Raw genomic sequence first — 20,418 nt, forward strand, 5'->3', positions numbered from 1 at the left:
CGCCAGGATCGTCAACGGCCACCCGAACAGCCAGATCGACGAGCTTCTGCCCTGGGCCTTCATCGCCGCTCCCGAGCTTAAGGCCGTGGCCTAAGAACACCGCTTACAGACTTTCAGCGTTCGGTTCGGTTTCAAGCACCGGAGCCTCAGAGATGACGACATCGGCGACGTCGGTTTTGAAGGTACTTTCGGACGGCATCATTGGGCGCCACGAGGCCAAGTCCGGAAGGTAATTGCACGAATTCGGCAAGAGTTTCCAAAGGAGGGCAATAATGAACCGAGCTGAGAGACGTAGAGTCGACAAGGAGCACGCGAGGAAAATCGACGACGGAATCGATCTCGACGATCTATCCCAAGAGATGATCGGATCACTCATCCGGCGCACTTACTCAGCTGTAGAACAGGCTCGCAGATCTGGCAGCGTGGCACCAATCCTAGAGTTCATGAATCCGCTCATCGACAAAAGTACGCAGAAGACGCTCCGGGATAGCCGGCGCTGGCGTCCATGTCATTTTGGTGAACGCAAGCGAGCCCCGGGCTGGCAGGAAGCCTGGCGCACCTGACGATTCTTCAACGATGGCGACCCACCGCCCTTTTGACAATCCATTCCGTGTCTTCTGCCGAAGCTCCACTCGATGCCGCCGTTGGTGCGGGCGAGCCCGGTGATACGCTGCCTGACGCTCTTGTATGGAGATTGCCACCGTGATCGCCACAGATCAACGCCCGGATCAATGCGGCGGACGGAGCCTAAAGCGTCTGCAGGAAGGGACGCTAGAGATCAACACGCGGTCCATGGACCAGCTCCGGGCTATCCTTATCAAGGGCGTGCCGATGGTGGCCTTGCAAAGAGGAGTAGCGCTTGCGTGCACCCGAAAATGAGATGTTATGGTACCTTCAACTTGCGCTTCCCCGGCACATGCATCAAGACTGGCGGGGAGTCGGTCGTCGGAACTCAACCACATAATTCCAATCCAATGGGCGCAGTAATGGATGAGCCCTCTACTTCCTCCAGAAAGCACTTGGGGCAATCGGGCCTTCCATACGTTTTCCTGGGATTGGTACTGGGCTTGACACTCGGAGCCGCTATTAGTTTGGCATTGTTTGTTGGCCCCCTGGACCGCGTTTCTTCAGTGCTTGATTTGGCCCTTCGTGGCGCCCTGCCTGCGCTTGCGATGGTCGGGGGTGCGCTTGTACTGGCTGTGCCATTTACGTGGTTGGCTGTTCGTATCTTTTTGAAGCGGACACAAGGTACGCTTGAGACGGTCGTAAGCGACGCCGCAAGCGCTGCCCGCGCCGCACTGCAGCGCGACACGGCGCACTCGATCATGCATTTCGAGAATGCGGCTCACGAATTTGTGGCATGGTACGGACCAGCAGCAACGAGGCGATGGGTGGCGCGCACCGCAATAGCGGTCCTTATCTCGTTTGGCGGTCTCGTCGGCACCGCCCTGCTCTTCCGGCAAATACTCCTCTTGACCGAGCAGAATAATAAGCTGGACAAGCAAATCGACCTGCTCGCCCAGCAAAATCAAAAGCTCGATCTCCAAACGTTGACGGCCGAGGCACAGCGGAGATCCGGTCTAGCAACGGAACTTTTCGAAATCTTGCAGGAAGTGTCAAAGTTGGTAGCCGAGCCACGCAATCCTACGCTGCGTCCGCAACTGACGCGCGGCTTGGAGAACCGGATCGTGACCCTTAGCCGCGCAGCAACCCCTTACTGGACAATTGAAGTTGCCGAGGACGAGAACCGCGTGCCAGCACTTGCGCCGCAACGCGCAGAGAGGGCCCGCAGCCCGGAACGAGGACAGTTGTTCACGGGGTTGGTGCTTGCCGGCATCGACATCGAAACACTTGCCAAAGCTGGAGCAACCTTCTCAAGCGCAGACTTGCGCGGCGCTATCTTGCCAAACGTGCTGGCGAAAGGCGTTGACCTGCGGTTCTCCGACCTCGCGGGTGCGATTATGCACGATGCCGATCTCACGAACGCTAATCTCAGTGGGGCACAACTTGCGTATGTGGGACTGGCTAGAGCCAAGTTGTCCGGATCGTCGATAACGGGCGCCTCCGCCGATTGGGCGAACTTCACAGACGCAGATCTGACCAAAAGCCGTATATCAAAAAGCAGCTTCGTCAGCGCGCACCTTCAACGAACAAAACTCGACGACGCTCAATTGGCAGATTCCGATTTTACCGATGCCTATCTCCGCGGCGCCTCTTTACAGCGGGCACTGTTCGTAGACACGAATTTTCACGATGCTGATTTTTATGACGCAAACCTCGAAGGCGCATTGGTGACGGGGTGGCTAAGTTGGCCCGCCGAATGGGAGCTTTATCGTGACGCAACCGGGAATCGACGACTTCGTCACGTGAAGGATCTTCCGGCCAAGTAGGAACGGCCGGTAATAAAATGTTAACGCTTCAATCGCTTACAGCTGCGGTCAACTGGTCGCAGTGCAAGTCACGCTACGAGTACCTACGGCCTACTTCCTTTTCTTCGGCTTTGGAGTCGGCTTAGGTGTTGGAAATGGGTGGAGAACATCGCCGTCAGGGTTCGCTGTTGCCGCGACATTCTGGTAGATCTTTTTTAAATCTGAACTGACCTGGATAGCCAATCCCGAAGCTGAGACCTGGTCGATGAATATTTTTCTGAATTTCTCATTTGCTGCCATCTTAGTCATCGCCTCAATGAATTCTGCGGCGTCGAACGATTCCATCTGGCCCTCCGGTTGGCTCACTGTAGACACCCTATTTGTCCGTCACAATTGTCGAGAGGCGACGGAAGTCATCTCTGAAATTATCTTCCTTGGCACGATCGAGATTTCGGTTTCCGGTTTCAATCAATGGCTCAGCCCCAGGCAGGGCGAGACGTCCGTATTTATCCGTTACAATGGTCGACGGTTTGCTCGAGAGGCTCAAGTCAATGATGATTGTGTGGACGTCCAACCTATAGTTTTTGCTGGTCAAACCCAAGCTAGCGAGCCTCCATCCCGTGCCTTCTGCATTGAAGCTAGTCGATGGGGATAGATCGCCTTTGGTCTTGGTCGTGAAGGTCATCGTGTCGGTCATATGCGCGGTTTTCCAGTCGTCCTTTTCGCCGCCCAAATTCCCAGTCTCATTCTGGACGAGAAAGTCCTCGATCAGATTGTGCATCCGAAGCGCTCCAGTGCTCGGAAACAGGCGGTTGGTTCGACTTGTATAGCTCTTGTCCGGCAACTTTGACTTAGGCGTCACTCTGTTGAAATTCTTGCACAGCCCTTCCGGTGTTTTGATGCCCAACGACTCGAACGTATCGAAGACGCGGAAGTGCCGTTTACCTTGGCGTGTACGTGTGCTGCCTATATCGACACCAATCGTGTCGGCCCGGCTGGTGAATTCGCCGAGAACGGAAGCTGACAATCCTGAATCGTTCTGGAAAGTGCCGTCCAAGGAAAAGTCGTAGCTTAGTAGAATGTTACGATAGAAGCTAAAGGCGTTACGTTCCCGCCTGGGTTCGATTTGATTGAGATCAAGCGCATAAAAGTTTTCGCGATTACTCAGCAACCATGCCGCTGTCTCAGAGCCGTCCATACCCTCATATTTGACCCGCTTCCCGTATGCCTTGAAGCGTTCAATGAGCCAGAGGTCCTGAATCGCATATCGCGCGTCGCAACGGACTTGGGTCGCAATGTCCCGGCTACTGTAGCCTGTAACATCGTCAGGCAAGGGATAGGCAGCACATCCAACCAGTATAGGCATCGCCAACAAAGTCCATCGAACCCCGCGCATGGCTCTTCAGCCTCCCCAAAACAGTAGTTTTTGTGAATTCCATTAAGAGAAAGGTTGATCCTTTTTTTCAAGAAATTAAAACGGATTTTCTGCCTACCGAGCCATTAGCCTCCAGCTCTGCGGCCTTGCGGAAGAACCTTAGGACCACAGAGCCTAGCGAAGTTCCTCCGAAGCGTCAGCGTGCAGGTGTGTTCCCAACCGAATAGGCTCCGCCTGAGGTCGCCTGCATAACAATGGTGCCTCCCCAGCCCGTTCCGTAAATCTCTTTTGTAAGTTCGTATGGCTTGAAGACGGATTTTTTGCCGGGGGAAGCAAGGACCGTCACCGGGCCGCCAGGCAAATCGTTTGAAACAACGGCCGGCGGCTGTTGCAGCGCATCCAGGGTCGTGATGCGAGGGTGCCCGTACTTGAAGCCGTCGGGGCTGTCTGCCGTGCCCATCGAGAGGATAGCAATGCGCGGTGTGATCGCGGCGAGCATCTGGTCTGTTGTCTCTTGATCGGCGCCGTGATGGCTTACGAGGTAGACATCCGCATCGAAGACGCCAGGGTTCGTGCTGTACTGGTCGAGCATGTCTGCCACACCCTTGTCTTCCAAATCCCCCGCGAACAAGAACGAGGCGCGGCCGAAGTCCACGCGTACAACGACACTGTGATTGTTTGGATTCGCGTACTCGCCGCTGCTTGCAAGCTCCGCGCGGCCTCCCCAGAATGCGGTGATAATGGGATCGACCCCCTTGCAAGCCAAGGGATCGATGTTGGCGTTGGTTACACCCGTCGCTGTGACCTGTGCGGCAACCGTGACTCCAGTGTAACCGGCCCCAAGCTCAGCAGCGGCCTTGTGAAACTTCGTCTGTTTTTCAAGCATTCCGCTACCGCCCTCGAAACCGTTGTCGACAACGTTCTTGATGGTGTAGATGCCGCCGGCCTCCGGAAGAAGCAAATGACGCGCCGTTTATGTGGTCGGCGTGGGGATGGCTCAGGAACACCACGTCAATTGTGTTGTTTAGATACGGGCGTGTTTCAAAAAACTTGTCCAGATAGTTCTTGAACATGATTTCGCCGTCGACACCGTCGTTGGCCCACTCCCCGCCGACGTCGATCAACGCGACACCGCATGGAAATTCCAGAATTGCGCCGGCCCCCTGTCCTACATCGACATAGTGGACGTACATGGTGGCATCCGACGAAGCTTTAGCGCCGCTAGACGCCATTTCCCGACGAGCGTTGAAACCGCCGTTGAAGTCGGCGCCGAGTGAGAAGTCCTTCCTTAGCGGAACGCTGAAGGGCGTGAGGTTAGGCAACGTCTGCCGATCGGCTGGGAGCGAAAGCGTCGTCGTCCGAGGGAAAACGCTTTGTGGCAGTGTCAGTAGCGCGTCCGGAACGGCGACACCTGCGTTGGGACTGCCAATATAGTACTCACCCAGTCTGGCCGATGTGGTTGGCAGATAGTCCCCACCATATTGCTCTTCGCCGTACTCGTTGACAGGGATGCCCGGTGTTTGTGCAAGCGCCGGGCCAGCTATTACGATAGCGGGCAGTATCGATAGTACTCTCACACGGTTCCCCTCTGGATCCTGCAGTCACTCATAGCATCTCATACTGGACGGCAGAGTCTATCACGATTTTTGGATACTTGACGACCACGTCCACCGCCACGAGATGAACGACTGCGGTATAGCATCGGCGGCATCCGCACTCCACCGATTGACCATTTACTGATCTCGACTTGCTTCGTTATCGGTGATGTCTGCCTTCGAGAAGCCGCAAGCACGTAATCAGCCGATCTCCGCGCAGAGCCGCCGTTCAGGACGTAGAATCATATGAGGTTTCGTGCTGCCGTGGACGACCACGAAGGCCTGCGCCGTCGGCGAAAGACCCTTTGCGCGCAGCGTGACAATGCGATAGGTCCCTTCGAAGCGCAAAGTGACCGTCTACTAAACTGCCCTAACCCGACTCTACGGTTCCGCTTTGTCCATAAGCCCCCGCAATTCGGGCTGAGGTGCGACCAAGAAAGTTCGAAAAGCTTCCAAGAACCCCAGGCTAATTGGATGCCCTTTCGGGAGCTTGTCCCTTCGAGAGCCAGATCAGCTTTCGCTGGTGGAATATATATCTCGGCATCGCTCAAAATTGCGGTATACGACACATGCGTGAGGCGTGCTTTTTCCCTATCGTAGGAGCGAATACTTGAGCGATCAAAACGAAGCCGATACGGCGGATCTCGTCGGGCTGACTGCAGACATTGTCTCAGCCTATGTCAGCCAAAATCCACTACCCGTTGCCGGGTTGCCAGATCTCATCGCGTCGATTCATTCATCATTGACAGGCCTTGGCCAGTCAAAGATGGCCGAGCCACCGAAACAGGAGCCAGCCACCAATCCCAAACGGTCGGTAACGCCGGACTACATCATCTGCCTTGAAGACGGGAAGAAGTTCAAATCACTGAAACGACATCTCGGTGTACACTACGGGCTCACTCCTGACGAATATCGCGAGAAATGGGGATTGAAGCCGGATTACCCGATGGTCGCGCCAAACTACGCAGCTCAAAGATCGACGCTTGCGAAGGCAGCGGGGCTCGGGCGCAAACCGCAGCCGGCCCCAGCCAAGAAGGCTCCTGCCAAGCGCAAGCCTAGGTCTTAGTGCAGCAAGCCTCTGGAGCGTCCCGCCTAGGGCGCTCCGGTTTTTCGTCCAAAAACGTTCCACCGGCCACTGGCCGGGACGCGCACTAACTTATCCCAGGCGATCTTCGACATTTGCGTTCTCTATAGATCGATGCCGATTGCAGAAGAGAGCTTCCGCGATAGCGGCTGTCGGATGTAGCGGCCTCCCACTACCAAAGCCTTTCCGCATTAAATCAACAAGTTGGCACCTCCCAGGCGATCAGAAGATCGCTAATTTCTTGTGTTGCAACTGGCATATGTTGGTTTCCTGGCGTTTAGTGCAACTATCCGAAGCTCGATCTGACATAAAACGCGACAAGAGCAGTTCTATGAGCGAGAAAAAGGAAAGCTTGCCGCCCTACCCCGAAAAAGACGCACGCACTGGCGCTTATCACGTCGCGCGAACGGCTATTGATGCCGGCGCGGCCGCAACTCTCATCCCGGGTGCGGGTTACGCAATTGGTCAGATCGTTGAGAGATTCGTCGCCGCACCACTACAGAAAAGGCGTGAGGAGTGGTTCACCAAAGTGGGTGAAGGATTGCGCGATCTACAGGATCGTTCGAGGATTTCGATCCGGCCAAGCTGAATGAGAACGACGACTTTGTGTCGGCGGTGGCTGAAGCAACGGCAGCCGCGATCAAAACCGCAAAGCAGGAGAAAATTGATGCACTGCGTAACGGCGTTCTCAACATCGCGGCCGGACTACAAATCGACGATATCCTGCGAGGCACGTTCTTCGGCTTCATCGAGCGGTTTTCACCAGCGCATCTGCAGGTTTTGAAAGTGTTGGCAGATCCATCGTCATCAGCTGAAATGAAAGCAAAAGCGAGTCAGATGTCGGTCGGCACCCAGATATCAGTCCTTGAGGCGGCATTGCCTGTCAGCGTCATCTCGCGCGGCGCCTTGGACCGCGTGCTGTCGGACCTGCACCGTGAGGGACTGGTGGATACCGGCGGCATGACGGTGACGGGAACGTCGGGCGTCTTCCTAGCAAAGCGAAGCACCGGCGCAGGCGACGCTTTTCTACGGTTCATAGCAAGTCCGCTGTAAAAGACCGCAAGCGCGGCAAAGAAGAGCGGACCGCATGAGACGCCGCCAAGTCTGAAGGTTGGCCGCCAGAAAAATTCAAAAAATTGGGGGTACTGAGACAGGGCCGTTGATATCACGCCGAGTAGCACGTGTAGTGGGGAGACTTAGACTAGGAGGTAGATCGATGGCAAAGAAAGCAAATGAGACTACGAGCAAAAAGGTCGCCTCAGTGGCGTCCAAATTGCTTCGCTCCAAGAGTTCATCGAAGGCTGTCAAATCCGTTGCAGGCTCTGCGCTGACCCAGAAGGTCAAGAAAAAGAAGTAACGAATAGCGTCCATCAGTATTTTGGATCATTGCTGCCTTGGCGATCTCCGGCATTTTCATGCCGGGCGATCCGATGCGCCGCAGCACCCGCACCGAGTGGGTGTCACCCTACTTGAACGCGTCGTTCAGAACATTGGCAAGCCTTGCAGCGGCCAGTGCAGCCTGGGTTCTCGCGATGTTGCGAGCATCCGTTTCATAGGTCCGGGTCAGCACGGCTACTGTGTTCTCACTCAGGACAGGTTCCTCGTAAGCAAACTTCTTCCCAAGCACGAAGCTCTCGTGGGTCCAAACATCCGGATCCAGAATCTTGGCCTTCACGCTGTCCACCTGGAGTTTCGATATGCCGCCTTTGTCGTTGGCGTCGAAAATTGCTCCGGGCACTGAAACGTACCCGCCGAACATTCGGTCCCAATAGCCGTGAAGGTCTATCGTCTCACCAGTCGCCGGCATCACGTTTACTTCGTTTCCACCTCGGTCGCCGTCTGGGTTGATCGCCGACATCCGCTCAGTCGCATGCAACGGCTGGTGGATATCGCCGATGAGATGCAGCAGCCAAACCATATCGTAGGAGCGAAGGTCATCGCTGGCGCCGGACGAAGTAGGCAGCGCAGCAACAAAGAGTTTGATTTGCGAGACCGCGTTGATCGGATCAGCATCAACAAATTGCGTCCCGTCAGTTGAGAAACGGACGTCCTTGAAGTGCCAATAGCGGTGCATATTTTTGTCCGCGTAGCCGATATTCTGGCCCGTGGGGGTGTCATCGTCCTTGGTGTACCCGTGCGCAGGATCCTTGATATCATCGGCCCAGACCGCCGCATGGACGAAAGCGTATTGCGCTTTCTTGTCGTCGGACACCCCCGCGACCCAGCCTGCGTAATCGGGATTCAGTTTGATGAGAGCGTCGGCCTTCGCCCGCGCCTGCGGGCTCAGCTTCGAATAAGCAACGGCAGCGATCTGCATATGGCCGCCATCCCACCATGCCATTGCAGGAGCCGCCGATAGCACTGCAGAAAGAACGGCACCGAAGACAAGTGTGCGACGCATGTAAACCTCTCCCCAATCCAACATCGCCTATGTATCGATCGTATCCGAACAAGTGACGACGACAAATGGTGCCTTCGCGGAAGCGTCCGTTCCCTCGCGATCAGACCAAGCCGACCATCTTCAGCCCCAGAACGGCCACCACGCCTCCAAGTGGTGTTGCTCCGGGTCGAGCCGACCCATGGTGCAAGCTCACAAGCGGTTTTGGCATAATCGATCGCCCGATCCGGATCGCCGCGTCTCACCTTCCCCGAGCCCGAACACCTCAAGGTTATGGTGCCAGAAACAGCTCTCCTCATTTGGGCAGTTCATCCGATCTCTATCCAGCCATATCCGCCGCCTCTACTCCCGGCCAGTTCAGCTTCCATTTCCTATCCACATCCCGGCCCATGGCCGTGCAACTGGATGATTCACGCTTCCGAAACGTGCTTGAGCCTGCTCAAACGCTCTTGACGTCGGACATTTGGAGAGGGTGATGGACGACAGGAAATTTTTGACGGCTGCGGAAGTCGCGAAGCGCTACCGCGGAAGCATTTCTCTTGGAACGCTGCGAAATTGGCGGGCCAAGAGAATTGGACCGGCCTACGTCAAGCTTGGCAAAGCCGTGTTGTACCCAATTGAAGAACTGGAGATGTGGGATCAGAAGAATAAGGTTACGTGCGTCAACGCGACTCACCATGGACGCCGATGAGCGAGTGTGATCGGCGGCAGAGATGCGTCCAGTACCACCCCCATATGCCAACCCCAACTCTCATAGATGCCAAGATATTTACCTTATTTTTCAATAGGATAATGCGTGGCACTGGGAAGTTGCACAACCACCCGTCCGGCGACCCGACGCCCTCGCGCGCCGACATCGACATGACCAAGCAGATCATCGAGACGGCCAAGCCGCTCGGCATCGCCGTGCACGACCATATCATCATCGGCCGCAAGGGCAATGCCTCGATGAAGGGCCTGCTGCTGATCTGACAGTCCCGAATATCAGCTGGAAATCATCCGACGGCGGGCACCTCGCGGGCAATGGCTCGATCGAGACGCGTTGACGTTAGTTCATCAAAAGCACCAGAGCGGGATGCAGCTTCTTCAGGTTCGGCAATGATTTCGATTGCCAGGGTATGTCGGGCGTTCCGCGCACGACAAGTCGAACATCGGGATGCTTGCGCACCTCGATGGTAAATTTCGCCAGCAGGTTGATGCCGGAAGAGTTGAGAAAGTGAAGGTCCTTCAAATTGAGTGTGATGGAAGCGGGATTTGAGGCAAGAACACTGGTCGCCAAAGCCGTGATCGGCGCACCTGCCTCGGAACTGGCAAGCCGCATTGCACCGTCGAAAAAGATATCGCTTCCCTCAGTCCACACGCGGTAGTCGTCTGTCTTGATTTCCATATCTGGCTTCGCTTCATCTAGTTGTGAGTTTGCGAGATCGGAATGGAGGCATATGTTTCCAGGCAAATACGATCGTTTTCATCGGCGGGGCTGAATATCCAGGCCAAGCGCGCGCCATAGTCGCTCATCAACGTCAGCAATCCAAGCCCGGAGCTCCCCACGTCGGGGTTCGCGGCATTCGCCTCAATCCGCTGTATCAGCAGGTCCTTTGGGTCGCCAACCGTGATGTCCGCCAGAAGGCTTTGGAACTCGGACGCGATTTCACCATCGACGTCATTCGACACCTTCAGCTTGAAGCACTCCGAATCCATCGACGCCTCAACCACGATTTCGCCTGGTGCGCGGAACTTGACGGCGTTTTCGATGAGTTCGTTGACCAGATATCCGATGCTATGCCGCACCTCCATGTAGTCATTGCGCGACGACTGAAAGCGCAACGCGAAAAGATCGGCAATGAAGTCCGAGGTCGTGGCGCAATGACGCCAACTCAAGTCGAGAGGTCCGTCGAACAGCCGCACGCGACTGACGCTCCCCTTCATCCCGATTGCAATGTCAGGCGTACCGAACAGCGCTGTCATCCTACGTGTGCCTTATGATCACGAGTGTGATGTCGTCGTGGATCTTCTGGATTCCGATATGGGCCATCAAATCCTCGATGATCCCGGTCTTGATGTCCTCGGCGCTCCTGCCATGGCGCTTTTGCACGCTCTTGCAGAGGCGATCGAACCCGAACAGTCTTCTGTCTTCATCTTCCGCCTCGGTCACACCGTCGGTGTGCAACACGATTACGTCGCCGCTCCCGAACACGATGTCTCGCGTGTCAACAAACTGCGAGATGTCGTTCTCCAGGCCAACGGGCAGACCCAGATCAAGCGTGTCGATACGTTCGACGTCCCCATCCGCACGCACGACGAGAATGTCCTCGTGCTGGCCGGATAGCGTTACCCGCCCGTCCTCAAAGTCAAGAAAGGCCAGCGAGAGATGCTTGTCGGTGTTCGTCCGCTCGATGTTCTTGTAGATGGCCCTGTTCAGACGAACCAGAAACTGATGCGGATCGCCTTCGTTGGCCTCCTGCAGCGCGCGTGCAACGGATTGGACCATCAGCATCAGCACGCCGCTCTCGAGACCATGACCGGTCACGTCGCCGATGCCTATCTTGACCCGTGATCCGTTCTGGAGGACGTCGTAGTAGTCCCCGCCCACCTCGTCGGCCGGCCGCATGTAGGCCGCGATCTCCAGCCCCGGAATCGCTTCGAGTTCGAACGGTTTCGGCAGGACCATCATCTGGATTTGCCTGGCGACCGCGAGTTCGGCGCCGAGACGGACGTTCTCGTCCCGCAGCTTTTCGTTGAGCGCGGAAATCTCCTGATTTGCGTCGCCGAGTTCCCTGGTGCGTTCGTCGACGAGTTGCTCGAGGTTTTCTGTGTGAAAGCTGATCTGCTCGGCCATGCGGTTGAAGGCGACCCCGACCGCTCCAACCTCGTCGCGCGTTGGAACGCGAACACGGACCGAATAGTCTTTGGACTGTAGCCTCTGGGCGGCGCTGGCAAGCGCCCTGAGGCCGGCCGTGATCCGCTTCGAGATGCCGAGCACTGCCGCAAATACAATCAGAAGCGAAACGACGATGGCGGCGACCTGAAAGAGCAGAATACGATTGGTCGCGCGAGAAATACTCTTTTGCGCGGCGACCAGGGACGCATAGATTTCGCGTTCTGGAACGACGATTCCGACCGACATCGTTTCAGACTTGATCGGTCCCGAGCTCCACAGATTGGTCGGCTTCAATCTTTTGAGGACAACTATGTAGGGTACGTGTTCGCCCTTGTTGTCGAGCATGATATGCTGAATGACACCGTCATTGTTCTGGTCGAGCGGCAGCGACGCGATGGCCGGCTGCGTGCTTCCCCGCAGGGACCTCTCCAGGCCGGTGACGCCCTGCGTGCCCGCATCGTTGGATGAAGTCAGGCCGATGATCGCCTCGCCCGATGGATTGATCGCCACTACATTGCCGGTCGACATCGTGAGGAAGCCGAACCCGGTTTCGGCGATCTTGACGCGCTCGACGACTTCCGCGAGTTGATCGAGAGTGATGTCTGCACCCGCTACACCGGCGATACCGGTACGGTCGCGCGTCCACAGCGGGTGGAAAAAACTGACGATCAGCTTTCCCGTGATCGCATCGGTGTAGGGCGCTGTCTGAGTGATATCGTCGGGGACTGGACGTGAGGCTGGATCCTTCGCCCATTGCTGCCATGACCCATAGATCCCCGGAAAGAAGAACTCCCAGAACTCCGCCTTGTTGTGGCCTGGATAGAGCCGGTCGAAGGTCTGTGCCTGGTCCGTATACGGTACCGTCCTGAAGATCGGCCGTTCCTTCGGACCAATATAGTACATCTGCAGTTTTGGCGATCCGCTGGCCATAAGGGTCGGCGCGACGAGATCCAGAACGGTACTGTCTTCGATTTCCTGCTCAACGCTCGGCAACGGCGTGTGGTCGGCGCCCAGCAGGTAGCCCCAGACGCTAATCACGGAAGGCGCGCCCGGCAGGTTCTGCGCCCAATCGCCCTTCGCGTCATAGACGACCTTCACCGAGCCGGGTGCCTCCTGCGAAAGGGTTGCTCCGACCTGTCGCTGCCGGCTCGGATGGTCGGTCTGGGCCTGCAGAACGCCGGCCAGCGCCTTCACCTCCCCATGAACTCGATCGAGCAGGAGGTCGACGCTTAACGCCGTCGAATCGGCATAGGAGCGAATGTATTCCTGGTTTGCGGTGGTCAGGCCCTCACCGACTTCCGACGTGGCGTCGCGCGACAGCTTTTGCACGTTCCAGAGCGCAAGGCCACCGCTCAGCAAGAGGTCGAACAACACGGCGCCGCCGACGACCAAGACGAATTTCGCCCGGAAGGAGCGCAGGCCGAAGCGCGGTGTAGGCTGATCGTCGGCTTTCATTGCGGCCTTCGCCCCGATGCGACCCAGATCGGCCAACCCGCATAACCCTTGGGGTGTAGCGCAGCGAATATGTGATCCTGGAAGCCCTGCCGGAACCGTGCAACGAACTCCGGCCCGTCGCCGCGTTTGATGGCCATCTCGCCGGCATAGACATCGGCCCAGGCGACAATGACATCGGCGAAGTCCTGCGGATCTCCGTCCAAGTTGGTGACGGTGAAGGTCTCGACACGTATGTCGTCGAATCCGGCTTCGATCAGATATCGCCGACTCTTGGGCCCGAGCTCGACGTCCATTTCGAAATGCGCGAACAGCTTCGCCACTTCATTGTATGTCCAACGGATGCTTTCGGCGCGCGGCTCGCCGAGGCAATGCGAATTCTTCTCGTTGGTGATGTAGACCCGCCCGCCTGGCTTGCATATGCGGTAGAGTTCCTTGAGGATGAGTTCCGGTCGATTGAAGATTTGAAGCGAATGTCGGCAGGTGACCAAGTCGAACTGCTCCTCGTCGAGCAGCATTTCCGAGGCATCGCCATAAGTATATTCGATGCCCCGGATATCGAACTCCCGCATCACGCGTCGGGCGTAGTCCAGGCTTGATATGGAGTGGTCGAGGGCGACAATCCGCGACGGCTGGAACTCTTTCTGCACGAGCACGGCGAAATCGCCGATCCCGCAACAGATGTCGGCCATAACGATCCCGGGTCTCATGCCATGTCGCGGCAGGATTGCACGCTCGTGGCGCCAGGTCATCTTTGTCTGCGTGCGCAGGATTGGAACGAACCCGCCTTCCTCGAGGAAGCCCTGCCCTGGATAGAATTCGCTGTCATACTCCTCGACCGCGATGTTCGGTTCGATTCCGCTCAGCCGACCGAATTTTCGCGAGGTCCATCCGACGACGCTCGACGTGATGACAACAAATTTGAGATCGGGTCGAGCGCGACAGGCATCGATGATGATCCTCGAAAAGGCGTAAAATGCAGCGTTGTTCATCTGCGCCAAGCGCCTGACATTGACGTAGAGAACGCCGCGTACTCGGCCGATCGCATCGCGAAGCAATGCCAGGCTAGGCCCAAGCTCATCGATCGCCTGAGGCCGGACCACCCCAGATATTGAGAACTCCTGGTTGTTCGCATCGTACTGCGCCTTGAAGCGCGCGTGTAGGTTGTAAGGGCTCAATGTTGCAGGCCCTCAAGCGGAAGATCCACGACGAGCGTGATCGCATCGCCGTCGGCTTCCTCGACCCTGAGTGCCGCGTTGTAGTCGACAGCCAGTTCCAGGAGTACCACCTCCCGGCTGGGCGCCAGATCCCCAGACACAGAATTGAGATATCGCTCCTTGGCCTCAAATCCCGCGACTTGCGAAACGGCTTCTTCGTAGAATTGGCGCTCCTCCGGCATGCAGGGAAATGTCAGTTCGATCCTGTCCGTCGCGCCATAGCGAGACACCTTGCATGCCAGTTCGCCGTCGGCGTGGCGGGTACGAAAGGCGACTTCCAGTAATTCGTTGAACGCAGAGGAAAAGAGATTCGAATGCCGCACCGAGTCTGATCTGTTTTGACTGATCATCCGGGCGATGTACGTCGAGACATAATCGCAGTGTTTCCAAGCGGAGACAAAAGTCTTGATTTCCATGTCGATCTGGATCATCGGCTCAAAAGTCGGTTCGCCAACCGGGTCATGATGAACAGATCCCATCCGCATCCTCTCCTATTCCATCCGTATTTGAGCCCAGGTGACGCGATGAACTCCGGGACGGAAGTTTGACCGCCTCGTGATGAGCCAGTCCCGCATTGCGCGGCATCTAGCTCGATCGTTTTTACAGCCCTCCGATTTACAAACGGTGCAAGTGGCTAGCGCGCCCGATTTGATTCCTCCATCGCTACCAGCCCGTTCGGCGGCGACCGCCTGATGAAATCGCCGGTTGCCTCGGATCCGAGCGGCCGTCCCATGAAATTGCCTTGCAGGTAATCGCAATTTTCCTTGATCAGCCACCGTGCCTGCGCCGACGTCTCGACCCCCTCGGCGGTGACGCTAATTCCCAGGCCGTGCGCCAGACTTATGATCGATCGCACAATCGTTTGACTCTTCAGATCCGTCTCCAGGTCCGCGATGAAGTATTGATCTATCTTCAAGGTATCGAACGGAAAATTCTTAAGGTAGCTCAAGGATGAATAGTATGTTCCAAAATCGTCGAGCGAGATTCGTATTCCCAGGACGTTCAACGTATTCAAAGTATCTATATTGTCGATAGTCTTCTCAAGAAGAACCGTTTCGGTTATCTCGAGTTCAAGCCTTTCAGCTCGGATTCCAACTGCGTCGATGATCTGAGCGACCGTGTCCGTCAGCGAACCGCTTAGGAACTGAGCCGGCGACAGGTTGACTGCGACTGTCAGCGCGGAAGGCCACGCCAATGCCTGGCGACAAGCTTGCTCGAGCACCCATCGTCCAATTTCGTCCATCAGACCGTCCGCTTCGGCGATCGGAATGAACACGCCGGGCGGAATGATTCCTATCTCGGGGTGCCGCCACCGCAGCAGCGCTTCGAAACCAATCACCGACGAAGGAGGCCTGATGAGCGGCTGATAGTCCAGGTAAAGCTCGCCCCGCTCCAGCGCGGTTCGAAGGCTGCGCCTCAGATTTTCGCGTTGCTCGAGCAACAACAGCATCGAGCGATTGAACGTTCGAGCGCAGCCGCGACCATCCGTCTTGGCTGCGTAAAGAGCAATATCTGCGGCTTTCATCAGCTGCTCGCCATCGGTCCCGTGCTCCGGCCCGAAAGCGATTCCGATACTTGAACCGACGAAGACGGGAATGCCGTTGATGACGAAAGGGTCCTTGAACGAGTTGACCAGCGATGCTGCGAGGCGCTCGGCTTCCGCGGGCTGCTCCTTGCCCAATTGGATGACGGCGAACTCGTCGCCGGCATACCGGTACGCAGATTCGCCGCCGTCCTCCAGCGCGTCGCGGATTCGACCTGCCGCGAGTTGCAGAAGCGTGTCGCCTGCCCCATGGCCGAGCGTGTCGTTGACCGCTTTGAAATCGTCAAGATCGATTTGCAGCAGGGCGGCTTTTGGCTGAGATCCGCCGATGGCCGCCAGCGCTTGCTGCAGCCGCTCGCCGAATCGCCGCCGATTCTGCAGTCCGGTCAGCACGTCGTGCGTCGCTTGATGGAGCAGAATCATATGCTCCTGCTCCTGCGCCGCGCTGCGCTCCCCCTGCTCCCGGGATTCGATGATTCCCACACCATCTGCAGTGCCGAAGACGAAAACGGAGCGGGGCGCTTCGCCCGATGATCGCGGCAGGTCAATGCTTGCCGCAGAGCCGCCCTGGAACACCCGAAGAAATTCGTCGCGGCACCTCGTATCGAGGAAGCTTGGATAGATCTCCCAAATGGCTGCGCCTGGCACCACCGCACCTCCGTACAGACGTTTAAGCCTGGCGGCGTAGTGAGTTAGGCGGAAGTCGCTATCATAGAACGATAGAAGTTCGGTCGTATTCGCCAACAGGTTAGCGAGAAGCGCTTCGCCGGCACGTGAACCATCGCTTGAGGACGACTCCTCATTCTGCGTGCCGACGCCTGATGCCTCTGAACGCAAAAGCCACCTCCGTAGGCGGTGAAAATTAGCGTCCCCCAGTTTAGAAATAGCATAAGTAACAAGCTTGGCAAACTTTCAACTCGCTATTTCAACAAGCGGTGCATGCGCCGTAATTGCAATGGATCTTCCGCTGTGATTGGCGGGCAGGTTATTCCACGATGGACGTTCATTCATTGTTAATAAATCGCGAATCGACAGATAATCGGCGTCGCGCCCGGCGTGATTCGAAATATTGCGATCCACAGGACAGAGCGGAATTCGCGGCCTGGGCTCGATCACAGACCTAGTGTTTCGAGATCGGCTTTCTCAAAAATTTGGTTTTCAGCCACGTTTTCGACGGTCCGCTCTGGTAGGGGCTATCGGCGCGTTTCGAGATGACGCCGTCGAGCTCGGTTTTCTCGGTGGCGCGAAAGATCGCGAGCGCGTCGCCCTCAAAATGCTCGCTGTATTGGATCTTGCCGAGGCCAGGCTCAACCAGTCGCCACAGCGCTTGCTTGCGTTGCAGCAGGGGTAAGGGGATAAGATTGCGACCGTCGAGATGGAGGATGTCGAAAGCGACGAACACCAGCCGGCTCGGCTCGTTCCAGATCGCGGCTTCCAGCTCAGGAGAACCGGGCGAGCCACGCCCGCCTGAGACAATCACCTCGCCGTCGAGAATGGCAGCCCGGCATGGCAGGTCGACAGCTAGCGCGATGGGCCAGTATTTAGTCGTCCAGTCGCGCCCGTTCTTGTTGTAAAGACGCGCGCCGTTCTTATCAATGATGATTTGCGTGCGGTAGCCGTCGAATTTGGCCTCGTGGACCCACCCTTCATCTTCGGGCGGCCGCTCGACAAGAGTTGGTATCTGCGGCGGAATGAACTCCAGCCGTTCGTCGTCGACCTTGTCACGCTGACTCAACTACGCCACCATCTTTGCCGGATAGCGGTGGCGCGAGCGGCACCGGCGATCTGGTATCCATTTGGACACCTGCCGCCTGTGCCTTGCCCCCACTAAGCCATTCTGCGACGGAATGAACACCGGCCAGCCGCCCCCCGGCCATTGGCACGCTTACTCAATTACGCCACACCTTCGACGGATAGCGGTAGCGCGAGCGGCACAGGCGATCCGATGTCCCCCAACTTGGACATCTGCCGCCTGTGCCGAGCCCCCACTAAGCCATCGAGCCCCCACTAAGCCATTCTGCGGCGGAATGAACACCAACCGGCCGCCTCGGCCTTGGCACGCTAACTCACTTACGCCTTTGACGGTTTGCGGCGGCGCGGTCGGCACAGGCGGTGCGATATTCCCCCCAACTTGGAAACCTGCCGCCTGTGCCGAGCCCCCCGCTAAGTCACAGCGAACATCTACGAATAAGGCCGCGCTGTCGTTAGCTGCGCATCCAGATACTTATCCGGGCGTACATATCTCGATCGGCACGGCATCTCTCGCCAGGGATTTTGCCAATGGGGTACCGCCAGCCAAGGATCGCTTGCCCGGCAAGGATTGTCGCCGGATCCAGTATCACTCCGGGCATACTGATGAAACGCCCGCCGCGGATGCTATGATCAGCTTCCAAGCGCCTTGAGCCATCCTTCAAACGAGGAGGTCTTCTCGTGCTCGCCAAGCGAAACAGAGTGGGCGGGGCGCGGCAACACCGTCGTCCTGCGCCCTTCGCGGGGGCTGTAACCGAACTCCTTGCTGAACGCCCGGCTGAAATTTGCCGCTGAACTGAACCCGAAGGCCTCCGCAATTTGAACGATGCGCCGGCTGTCCGCCGGATCGCTGAGCGCAACATGGGCTGCCAGAAGTCGGCGACTTTGAATGTAATGGAGCACCCCACCGCTCGGTTCGAACAGCTGGTAGAGACGAGATCGCGAAACACCGAGCGCCCGGCACATTGAATCCGGCGTCAGATGAGCCACTTCCAGGTTGTTTTGGACGTATCGACGGGCCCGCTCCATCAGCGCGACACTCGCCAGTTGTTCGGCCGCAGCCGCATGTTCGGCCGGCGGCGCGAGGCACGCAATGATCATGCTGCGCGTCGCGTGTACGATGCGAGGCAGGTCGTCAGCGGTGAGGCTGCGCAGTCTTGTTACGATGCCGTCGACATAGTCGATCAAAAGGTTTGCAAAATTGCCGGAAAGAATTGAATTGTTGTTTGCGTCGAGGGTTGCCGCCGCGTCGGCGAACAAATCACGCGGCAAATATAGAACGAGACTTTCGGATTCGGTCATCCTCCCGCGAAACGGGTAGCCTAGCGACCTGATCTCAAGTTTGCCCGGCTGGCCCTCCGCGACACGGCGATTGACCTCCGTCCACGACCGGCCGGTATGTGGCAAGACGACATACCAATGATCGATCGAGCTGGACCGAAGCTTTGCGGCGGAACGGATATAACTGTGCGCCGGCGTCCGCTGTTCGACGATCAGCATGCCGCCGAGATTCCAAGCCTTGTGCGCTGCGGGGAAGCCGTCGTCCAGCGATTTGTCATCCGGCAGCCTGACCTCGACAAGCGGTGCCACATGCGTTTGCCAAGCGGGGAATTGATCCTCTGCTGCCAGTTCGAGCGTTGAAAAAGACAGCGGTTCCAGTGCCGGCGCGATTGGCCGAGCCGCCTCGTTGTCGGGTTGAACGTCGCGCGGCCAACGCCGTCGCTCACGCTCCGGTACAGGCCCGGTATGCGCCTCGTCTTGCTCCTTAGCGTCCATCGCGCGTGGTGCCATATCCGATTCCGGTATGCCCATGCCCCCGCAATCATGTGGTGTATCCCGGGATCTGGCAAGCCTGTGGACCGCATCGTCGATCACGCTGGGTTACAATAAGAAATGCATCCCGAGATAAGTTTCTGGATACGAGGCTAACGACACACTTCAGACCGGCGCCTATAGATTCCGACATCGTGAAAGCGACGTTGAGGAGACCAGGTAATGAATGAAAAAGTCAAAGGAGAAGCTCGCCGCAAGATAATTCTTGATGGATATGTCAACAACGAGCCATTGAAAGACATTGCGGCAAAGCTCGGATGCTCACTGGCGAGTTTGAAAGTCAGCGCCAGCAAACTTGGCTGCACTCGCGCCCCGAAAGAGGCGGCTGACTTTCGTCGCGGCTTCCGTATACCCGACAACAAACGACAAGACTATTACCAGCTCATGCGGGTCGGCCAATATAGATCTCGGGACTGCGCACAGATTTTGGGATTATTGACAACACAATCGCCGAGCATGGAGTAACGTTACTAGAAGCTGGGGACAACATCTTTTCAAGCCTCGGTGACAAGGCCCCGCCGCAAAGCACGGGCGGCGGGCGCTGAAAGGTTCGCTCAAATGCTGCGTCGGCGTTTCAATCGCACCTGCCTTAGCCCTCTCGATCTGGCCGTTTGCGAACGCGTGTTCAATCAAGTCTGCGCAGATGAACAGCTCGATCCTTTGCACCCGGACGCCGAAATTCTAGCGGTATTGGTTGTGGCCATCTTTCGAAATGCTCACACCAGCGAACGCGAACTGCTGGAGGCGGTCAAATCTCGCCGGCAAAAGGCCAGGGCAGCCGTCCGCACGCCTAAAATGAACTAGGCTGAATCGACATTCAGCGCATCCATAACATAGCTGCGGCGAGATGGATGAAGGCGAGGAAGTGGCCGGCGCGACGATCGAAGCGTGTGGCGAAGCGTCTGAAATGCTTGAGCTTGTTGAA

The 20,418-nt window shown here is 57.1% G+C and carries 21 protein-coding genes and 2 pseudogenes; 9 read left to right on the plus strand and 14 right to left on the minus strand.

The features are described from left to right. Positions 1–1,067: 1,067 nt before the first annotated feature. Positions 1,068–2,390 carry a pentapeptide repeat-containing protein gene (locus tag EOA49_RS21290; RefSeq protein ID WP_164746930.1) on the plus strand — a complete coding sequence of 441 codons (1,323 nt, stop codon included), beginning with the start codon at positions 1,068–1,070 and terminating at the stop codon, positions 2,388–2,390. A 90-nt stretch (positions 2,391–2,480) separates the two neighbouring features. Here the strand turns inward: EOA49_RS21290 and EOA49_RS21295 are convergent, their stop codons facing one another. The 4 genes from EOA49_RS21295 to EOA49_RS21310 all read right to left on the minus strand — a co-directional run bounded on the left by EOA49_RS21295 (position 2,481) and on the right by EOA49_RS21310 (position 5,321). Continuing rightward, positions 2,481–2,714 carry a hypothetical protein gene (locus tag EOA49_RS21295; RefSeq protein WP_127241665.1) on the minus strand — a complete coding sequence of 78 codons (234 nt, stop codon included), beginning with the start codon at positions 2,712–2,714 and terminating at the stop codon, positions 2,481–2,483. A 31-nt stretch (positions 2,715–2,745) separates the two neighbouring features. Next, positions 2,746–3,702: a hypothetical protein gene (locus EOA49_RS21300; protein WP_127241664.1), complete on the minus strand. Its 957-nt coding sequence runs from the start codon at positions 3,700–3,702 to the stop codon at positions 2,746–2,748. A gap of 238 nt (positions 3,703–3,940) precedes the next feature. Further along, complete coding sequence (locus EOA49_RS21305; RefSeq protein ID WP_127241663.1) at positions 3,941–4,705, minus strand: hypothetical protein; 765 nt, start codon at positions 4,703–4,705, stop codon at positions 3,941–3,943. Further along, positions 4,635–5,321 (minus strand): hypothetical protein, encoded by a 687-nt coding sequence (locus tag EOA49_RS21310; protein WP_127241662.1) that lies wholly within the window; start codon positions 5,319–5,321, stop codon positions 4,635–4,637. The genes EOA49_RS21305 and EOA49_RS21310 overlap by 71 nt, the downstream gene beginning before the upstream one ends. Before the next feature lie 628 nt (positions 5,322–5,949). Between EOA49_RS21310 and EOA49_RS21315 the strand changes: the two genes are divergently transcribed. The 4 genes from EOA49_RS21315 (at position 5,950) to EOA49_RS32755 (ending at position 7,780) form a co-directional block, all read left to right on the plus strand. Next, positions 5,950–6,405, plus strand: a complete 456-nt coding sequence (locus EOA49_RS21315) for a MucR family transcriptional regulator (protein ID WP_127241661.1) — start codon at positions 5,950–5,952, stop codon at positions 6,403–6,405. A 349-nt stretch (positions 6,406–6,754) separates the two neighbouring features. After that, entirely contained in the window at positions 6,755–7,012 is a 258-nt protein-coding gene (locus EOA49_RS21320; RefSeq protein ID WP_127241660.1) for a hypothetical protein, read from the plus strand. 26 nt (positions 7,013–7,038) lie between these two features. Next, a complete protein-coding gene (locus EOA49_RS21325; RefSeq protein ID WP_127241659.1) occupies positions 7,039–7,476 on the plus strand; it encodes a hypothetical protein in 438 nt (145 codons plus the stop codon). Positions 7,477–7,639: 163 nt separating this feature from the next. Continuing rightward, positions 7,640–7,780, plus strand: coding sequence for a hypothetical protein (locus EOA49_RS32755; protein ID WP_164746865.1), 141 nt, complete (start codon positions 7,640–7,642; stop codon positions 7,778–7,780). Positions 7,781–7,888: 108 nt separating this feature from the next. On the opposite strand, the gene EOA49_RS21330 is transcribed toward EOA49_RS32755, so the two are convergent. Further along, positions 7,889–8,824, minus strand: a complete 936-nt coding sequence (locus tag EOA49_RS21330; protein WP_127241311.1) for a S1/P1 nuclease — start codon at positions 8,822–8,824, stop codon at positions 7,889–7,891. A 472-nt stretch (positions 8,825–9,296) separates the two neighbouring features. On the opposite strand from EOA49_RS21330, the gene EOA49_RS21335 reads away from it, so the two are divergent. Next, complete coding sequence (locus EOA49_RS21335; RefSeq protein WP_127241310.1) at positions 9,297–9,512, plus strand: helix-turn-helix domain-containing protein; 216 nt, start codon at positions 9,297–9,299, stop codon at positions 9,510–9,512. A 119-nt stretch (positions 9,513–9,631) separates the two neighbouring features. Then, positions 9,632–9,793 (plus strand): annotated as a pseudogene (locus EOA49_RS21340) (JAB domain-containing protein); the annotation flags it as partial. 76 nt (positions 9,794–9,869) lie between these two features. Here EOA49_RS21340 and EOA49_RS21345 read toward each other — a convergent pair. From EOA49_RS21345 to EOA49_RS21380, 8 genes are all read right to left on the minus strand, one after another. After that, complete coding sequence (locus EOA49_RS21345; RefSeq protein ID WP_067000080.1) at positions 9,870–10,208, minus strand: hypothetical protein; 339 nt, start codon at positions 10,206–10,208, stop codon at positions 9,870–9,872. Positions 10,209–10,225: 17 nt separating this feature from the next. Continuing rightward, entirely contained in the window at positions 10,226–10,786 is a 561-nt protein-coding gene (locus EOA49_RS21350; protein ID WP_170950193.1) for an ATP-binding protein, read from the minus strand. Position 10,787: 1 nt separating this feature from the next. Continuing rightward, a complete protein-coding gene (locus EOA49_RS21355) occupies positions 10,788–13,154 on the minus strand; it encodes a SpoIIE family protein phosphatase (protein ID WP_127241308.1) in 2,367 nt (788 codons plus the stop codon). After that, on the minus strand, positions 13,151–14,329 hold the full coding sequence (locus EOA49_RS21360; RefSeq protein ID WP_127241307.1) for a class I SAM-dependent methyltransferase: 1,179 nt from the start codon (positions 14,327–14,329) through the stop codon (positions 13,151–13,153). Before EOA49_RS21360 ends, EOA49_RS21355 begins: the two co-directional genes overlap by 4 nt. Beyond that, entirely contained in the window at positions 14,326–14,847 is a 522-nt protein-coding gene (locus EOA49_RS21365; RefSeq protein ID WP_095802972.1) for a ubiquinone biosynthesis methyltransferase UbiE, read from the minus strand. The genes EOA49_RS21360 and EOA49_RS21365 overlap by 4 nt, the downstream gene beginning before the upstream one ends. 155 nt (positions 14,848–15,002) lie before the next feature. Continuing rightward, complete coding sequence (locus tag EOA49_RS21370) at positions 15,003–16,655, minus strand: bifunctional diguanylate cyclase/phosphodiesterase (protein WP_127241312.1); 1,653 nt, start codon at positions 16,653–16,655, stop codon at positions 15,003–15,005. A 376-nt stretch (positions 16,656–17,031) separates the two neighbouring features. Then, positions 17,032–17,646, minus strand: a complete 615-nt coding sequence (locus EOA49_RS21375; protein ID WP_067325352.1) for a DNA ligase — start codon at positions 17,644–17,646, stop codon at positions 17,032–17,034. A gap of 647 nt (positions 17,647–18,293) precedes the next feature. Next, positions 18,294–19,451, minus strand: a complete 1,158-nt coding sequence (locus EOA49_RS21380) for an AraC family transcriptional regulator (protein ID WP_245307563.1) — start codon at positions 19,449–19,451, stop codon at positions 18,294–18,296. Positions 19,452–19,655: 204 nt separating this feature from the next. On the opposite strand from EOA49_RS21380, the gene EOA49_RS21385 reads away from it, so the two are divergent. Next, positions 19,656–19,958, plus strand: coding sequence for a hypothetical protein (locus EOA49_RS21385; RefSeq protein ID WP_127214219.1), 303 nt, complete (start codon positions 19,656–19,658; stop codon positions 19,956–19,958). Positions 19,959–20,051: 93 nt separating this feature from the next. Further along, entirely contained in the window at positions 20,052–20,297 is a 246-nt protein-coding gene (locus EOA49_RS21390) for a hypothetical protein (protein ID WP_127242239.1), read from the plus strand. A gap of 13 nt (positions 20,298–20,310) precedes the next feature. Here the strand turns inward: EOA49_RS21390 and EOA49_RS21395 are convergent. Then, positions 20,311–20,418: pseudogene (locus EOA49_RS21395) on the minus strand (IS5/IS1182 family transposase); the annotation flags it as partial.

The sequence above is a fragment of the Mesorhizobium sp. M1A.F.Ca.IN.020.04.1.1 genome (genome assembly GCF_003997315.1).
Classification (GTDB): Bacteria; Pseudomonadota; Alphaproteobacteria; order Rhizobiales; family Rhizobiaceae; genus Mesorhizobium.

Coding starts and splice junctions, on each gene's coding strand:
- EOA49_RS32755 (WP_164746865.1), top strand. CDS start 7,640: ATGGCAAAGAAAGCAAATGAGACTACGAGCAAAAAGGTCGCCTCAGTG.
- EOA49_RS21355 (WP_127241308.1), bottom strand. CDS start 13,154: ATGAAAGCCGACGATCAGCCTACACCGCGCTTCGGCCTGCGCTCCTTC.
- EOA49_RS21335 (WP_127241310.1), top strand. CDS start 9,297: ATGGACGACAGGAAATTTTTGACGGCTGCGGAAGTCGCGAAGCGCTAC.
- EOA49_RS21380 (WP_245307563.1), bottom strand. CDS start 19,451: ATGGCACCACGCGCGATGGACGCTAAGGAGCAAGACGAGGCGCATACC.
- EOA49_RS21320 (WP_127241660.1), top strand. CDS start 6,755: ATGAGCGAGAAAAAGGAAAGCTTGCCGCCCTACCCCGAAAAAGACGCA.
- EOA49_RS21385 (WP_127214219.1), top strand. CDS start 19,656: ATGAATGAAAAAGTCAAAGGAGAAGCTCGCCGCAAGATAATTCTTGAT.
- EOA49_RS21295 (WP_127241665.1), bottom strand. CDS start 2,714: ATGGAATCGTTCGACGCCGCAGAATTCATTGAGGCGATGACTAAGATG.
- EOA49_RS21390 (WP_127242239.1), top strand. CDS start 20,052: ATGCTGCGTCGGCGTTTCAATCGCACCTGCCTTAGCCCTCTCGATCTG.
- EOA49_RS21330 (WP_127241311.1), bottom strand. CDS start 8,824: ATGCGTCGCACACTTGTCTTCGGTGCCGTTCTTTCTGCAGTGCTATCG.
- EOA49_RS21365 (WP_095802972.1), bottom strand. CDS start 14,847: ATGGGATCTGTTCATCATGACCCGGTTGGCGAACCGACTTTTGAGCCG.
- EOA49_RS21350 (WP_170950193.1), bottom strand. CDS start 10,786: ATGACAGCGCTGTTCGGTACGCCTGACATTGCAATCGGGATGAAGGGG.
- EOA49_RS21345 (WP_067000080.1), bottom strand. CDS start 10,208: ATGGAAATCAAGACAGACGACTACCGCGTGTGGACTGAGGGAAGCGAT.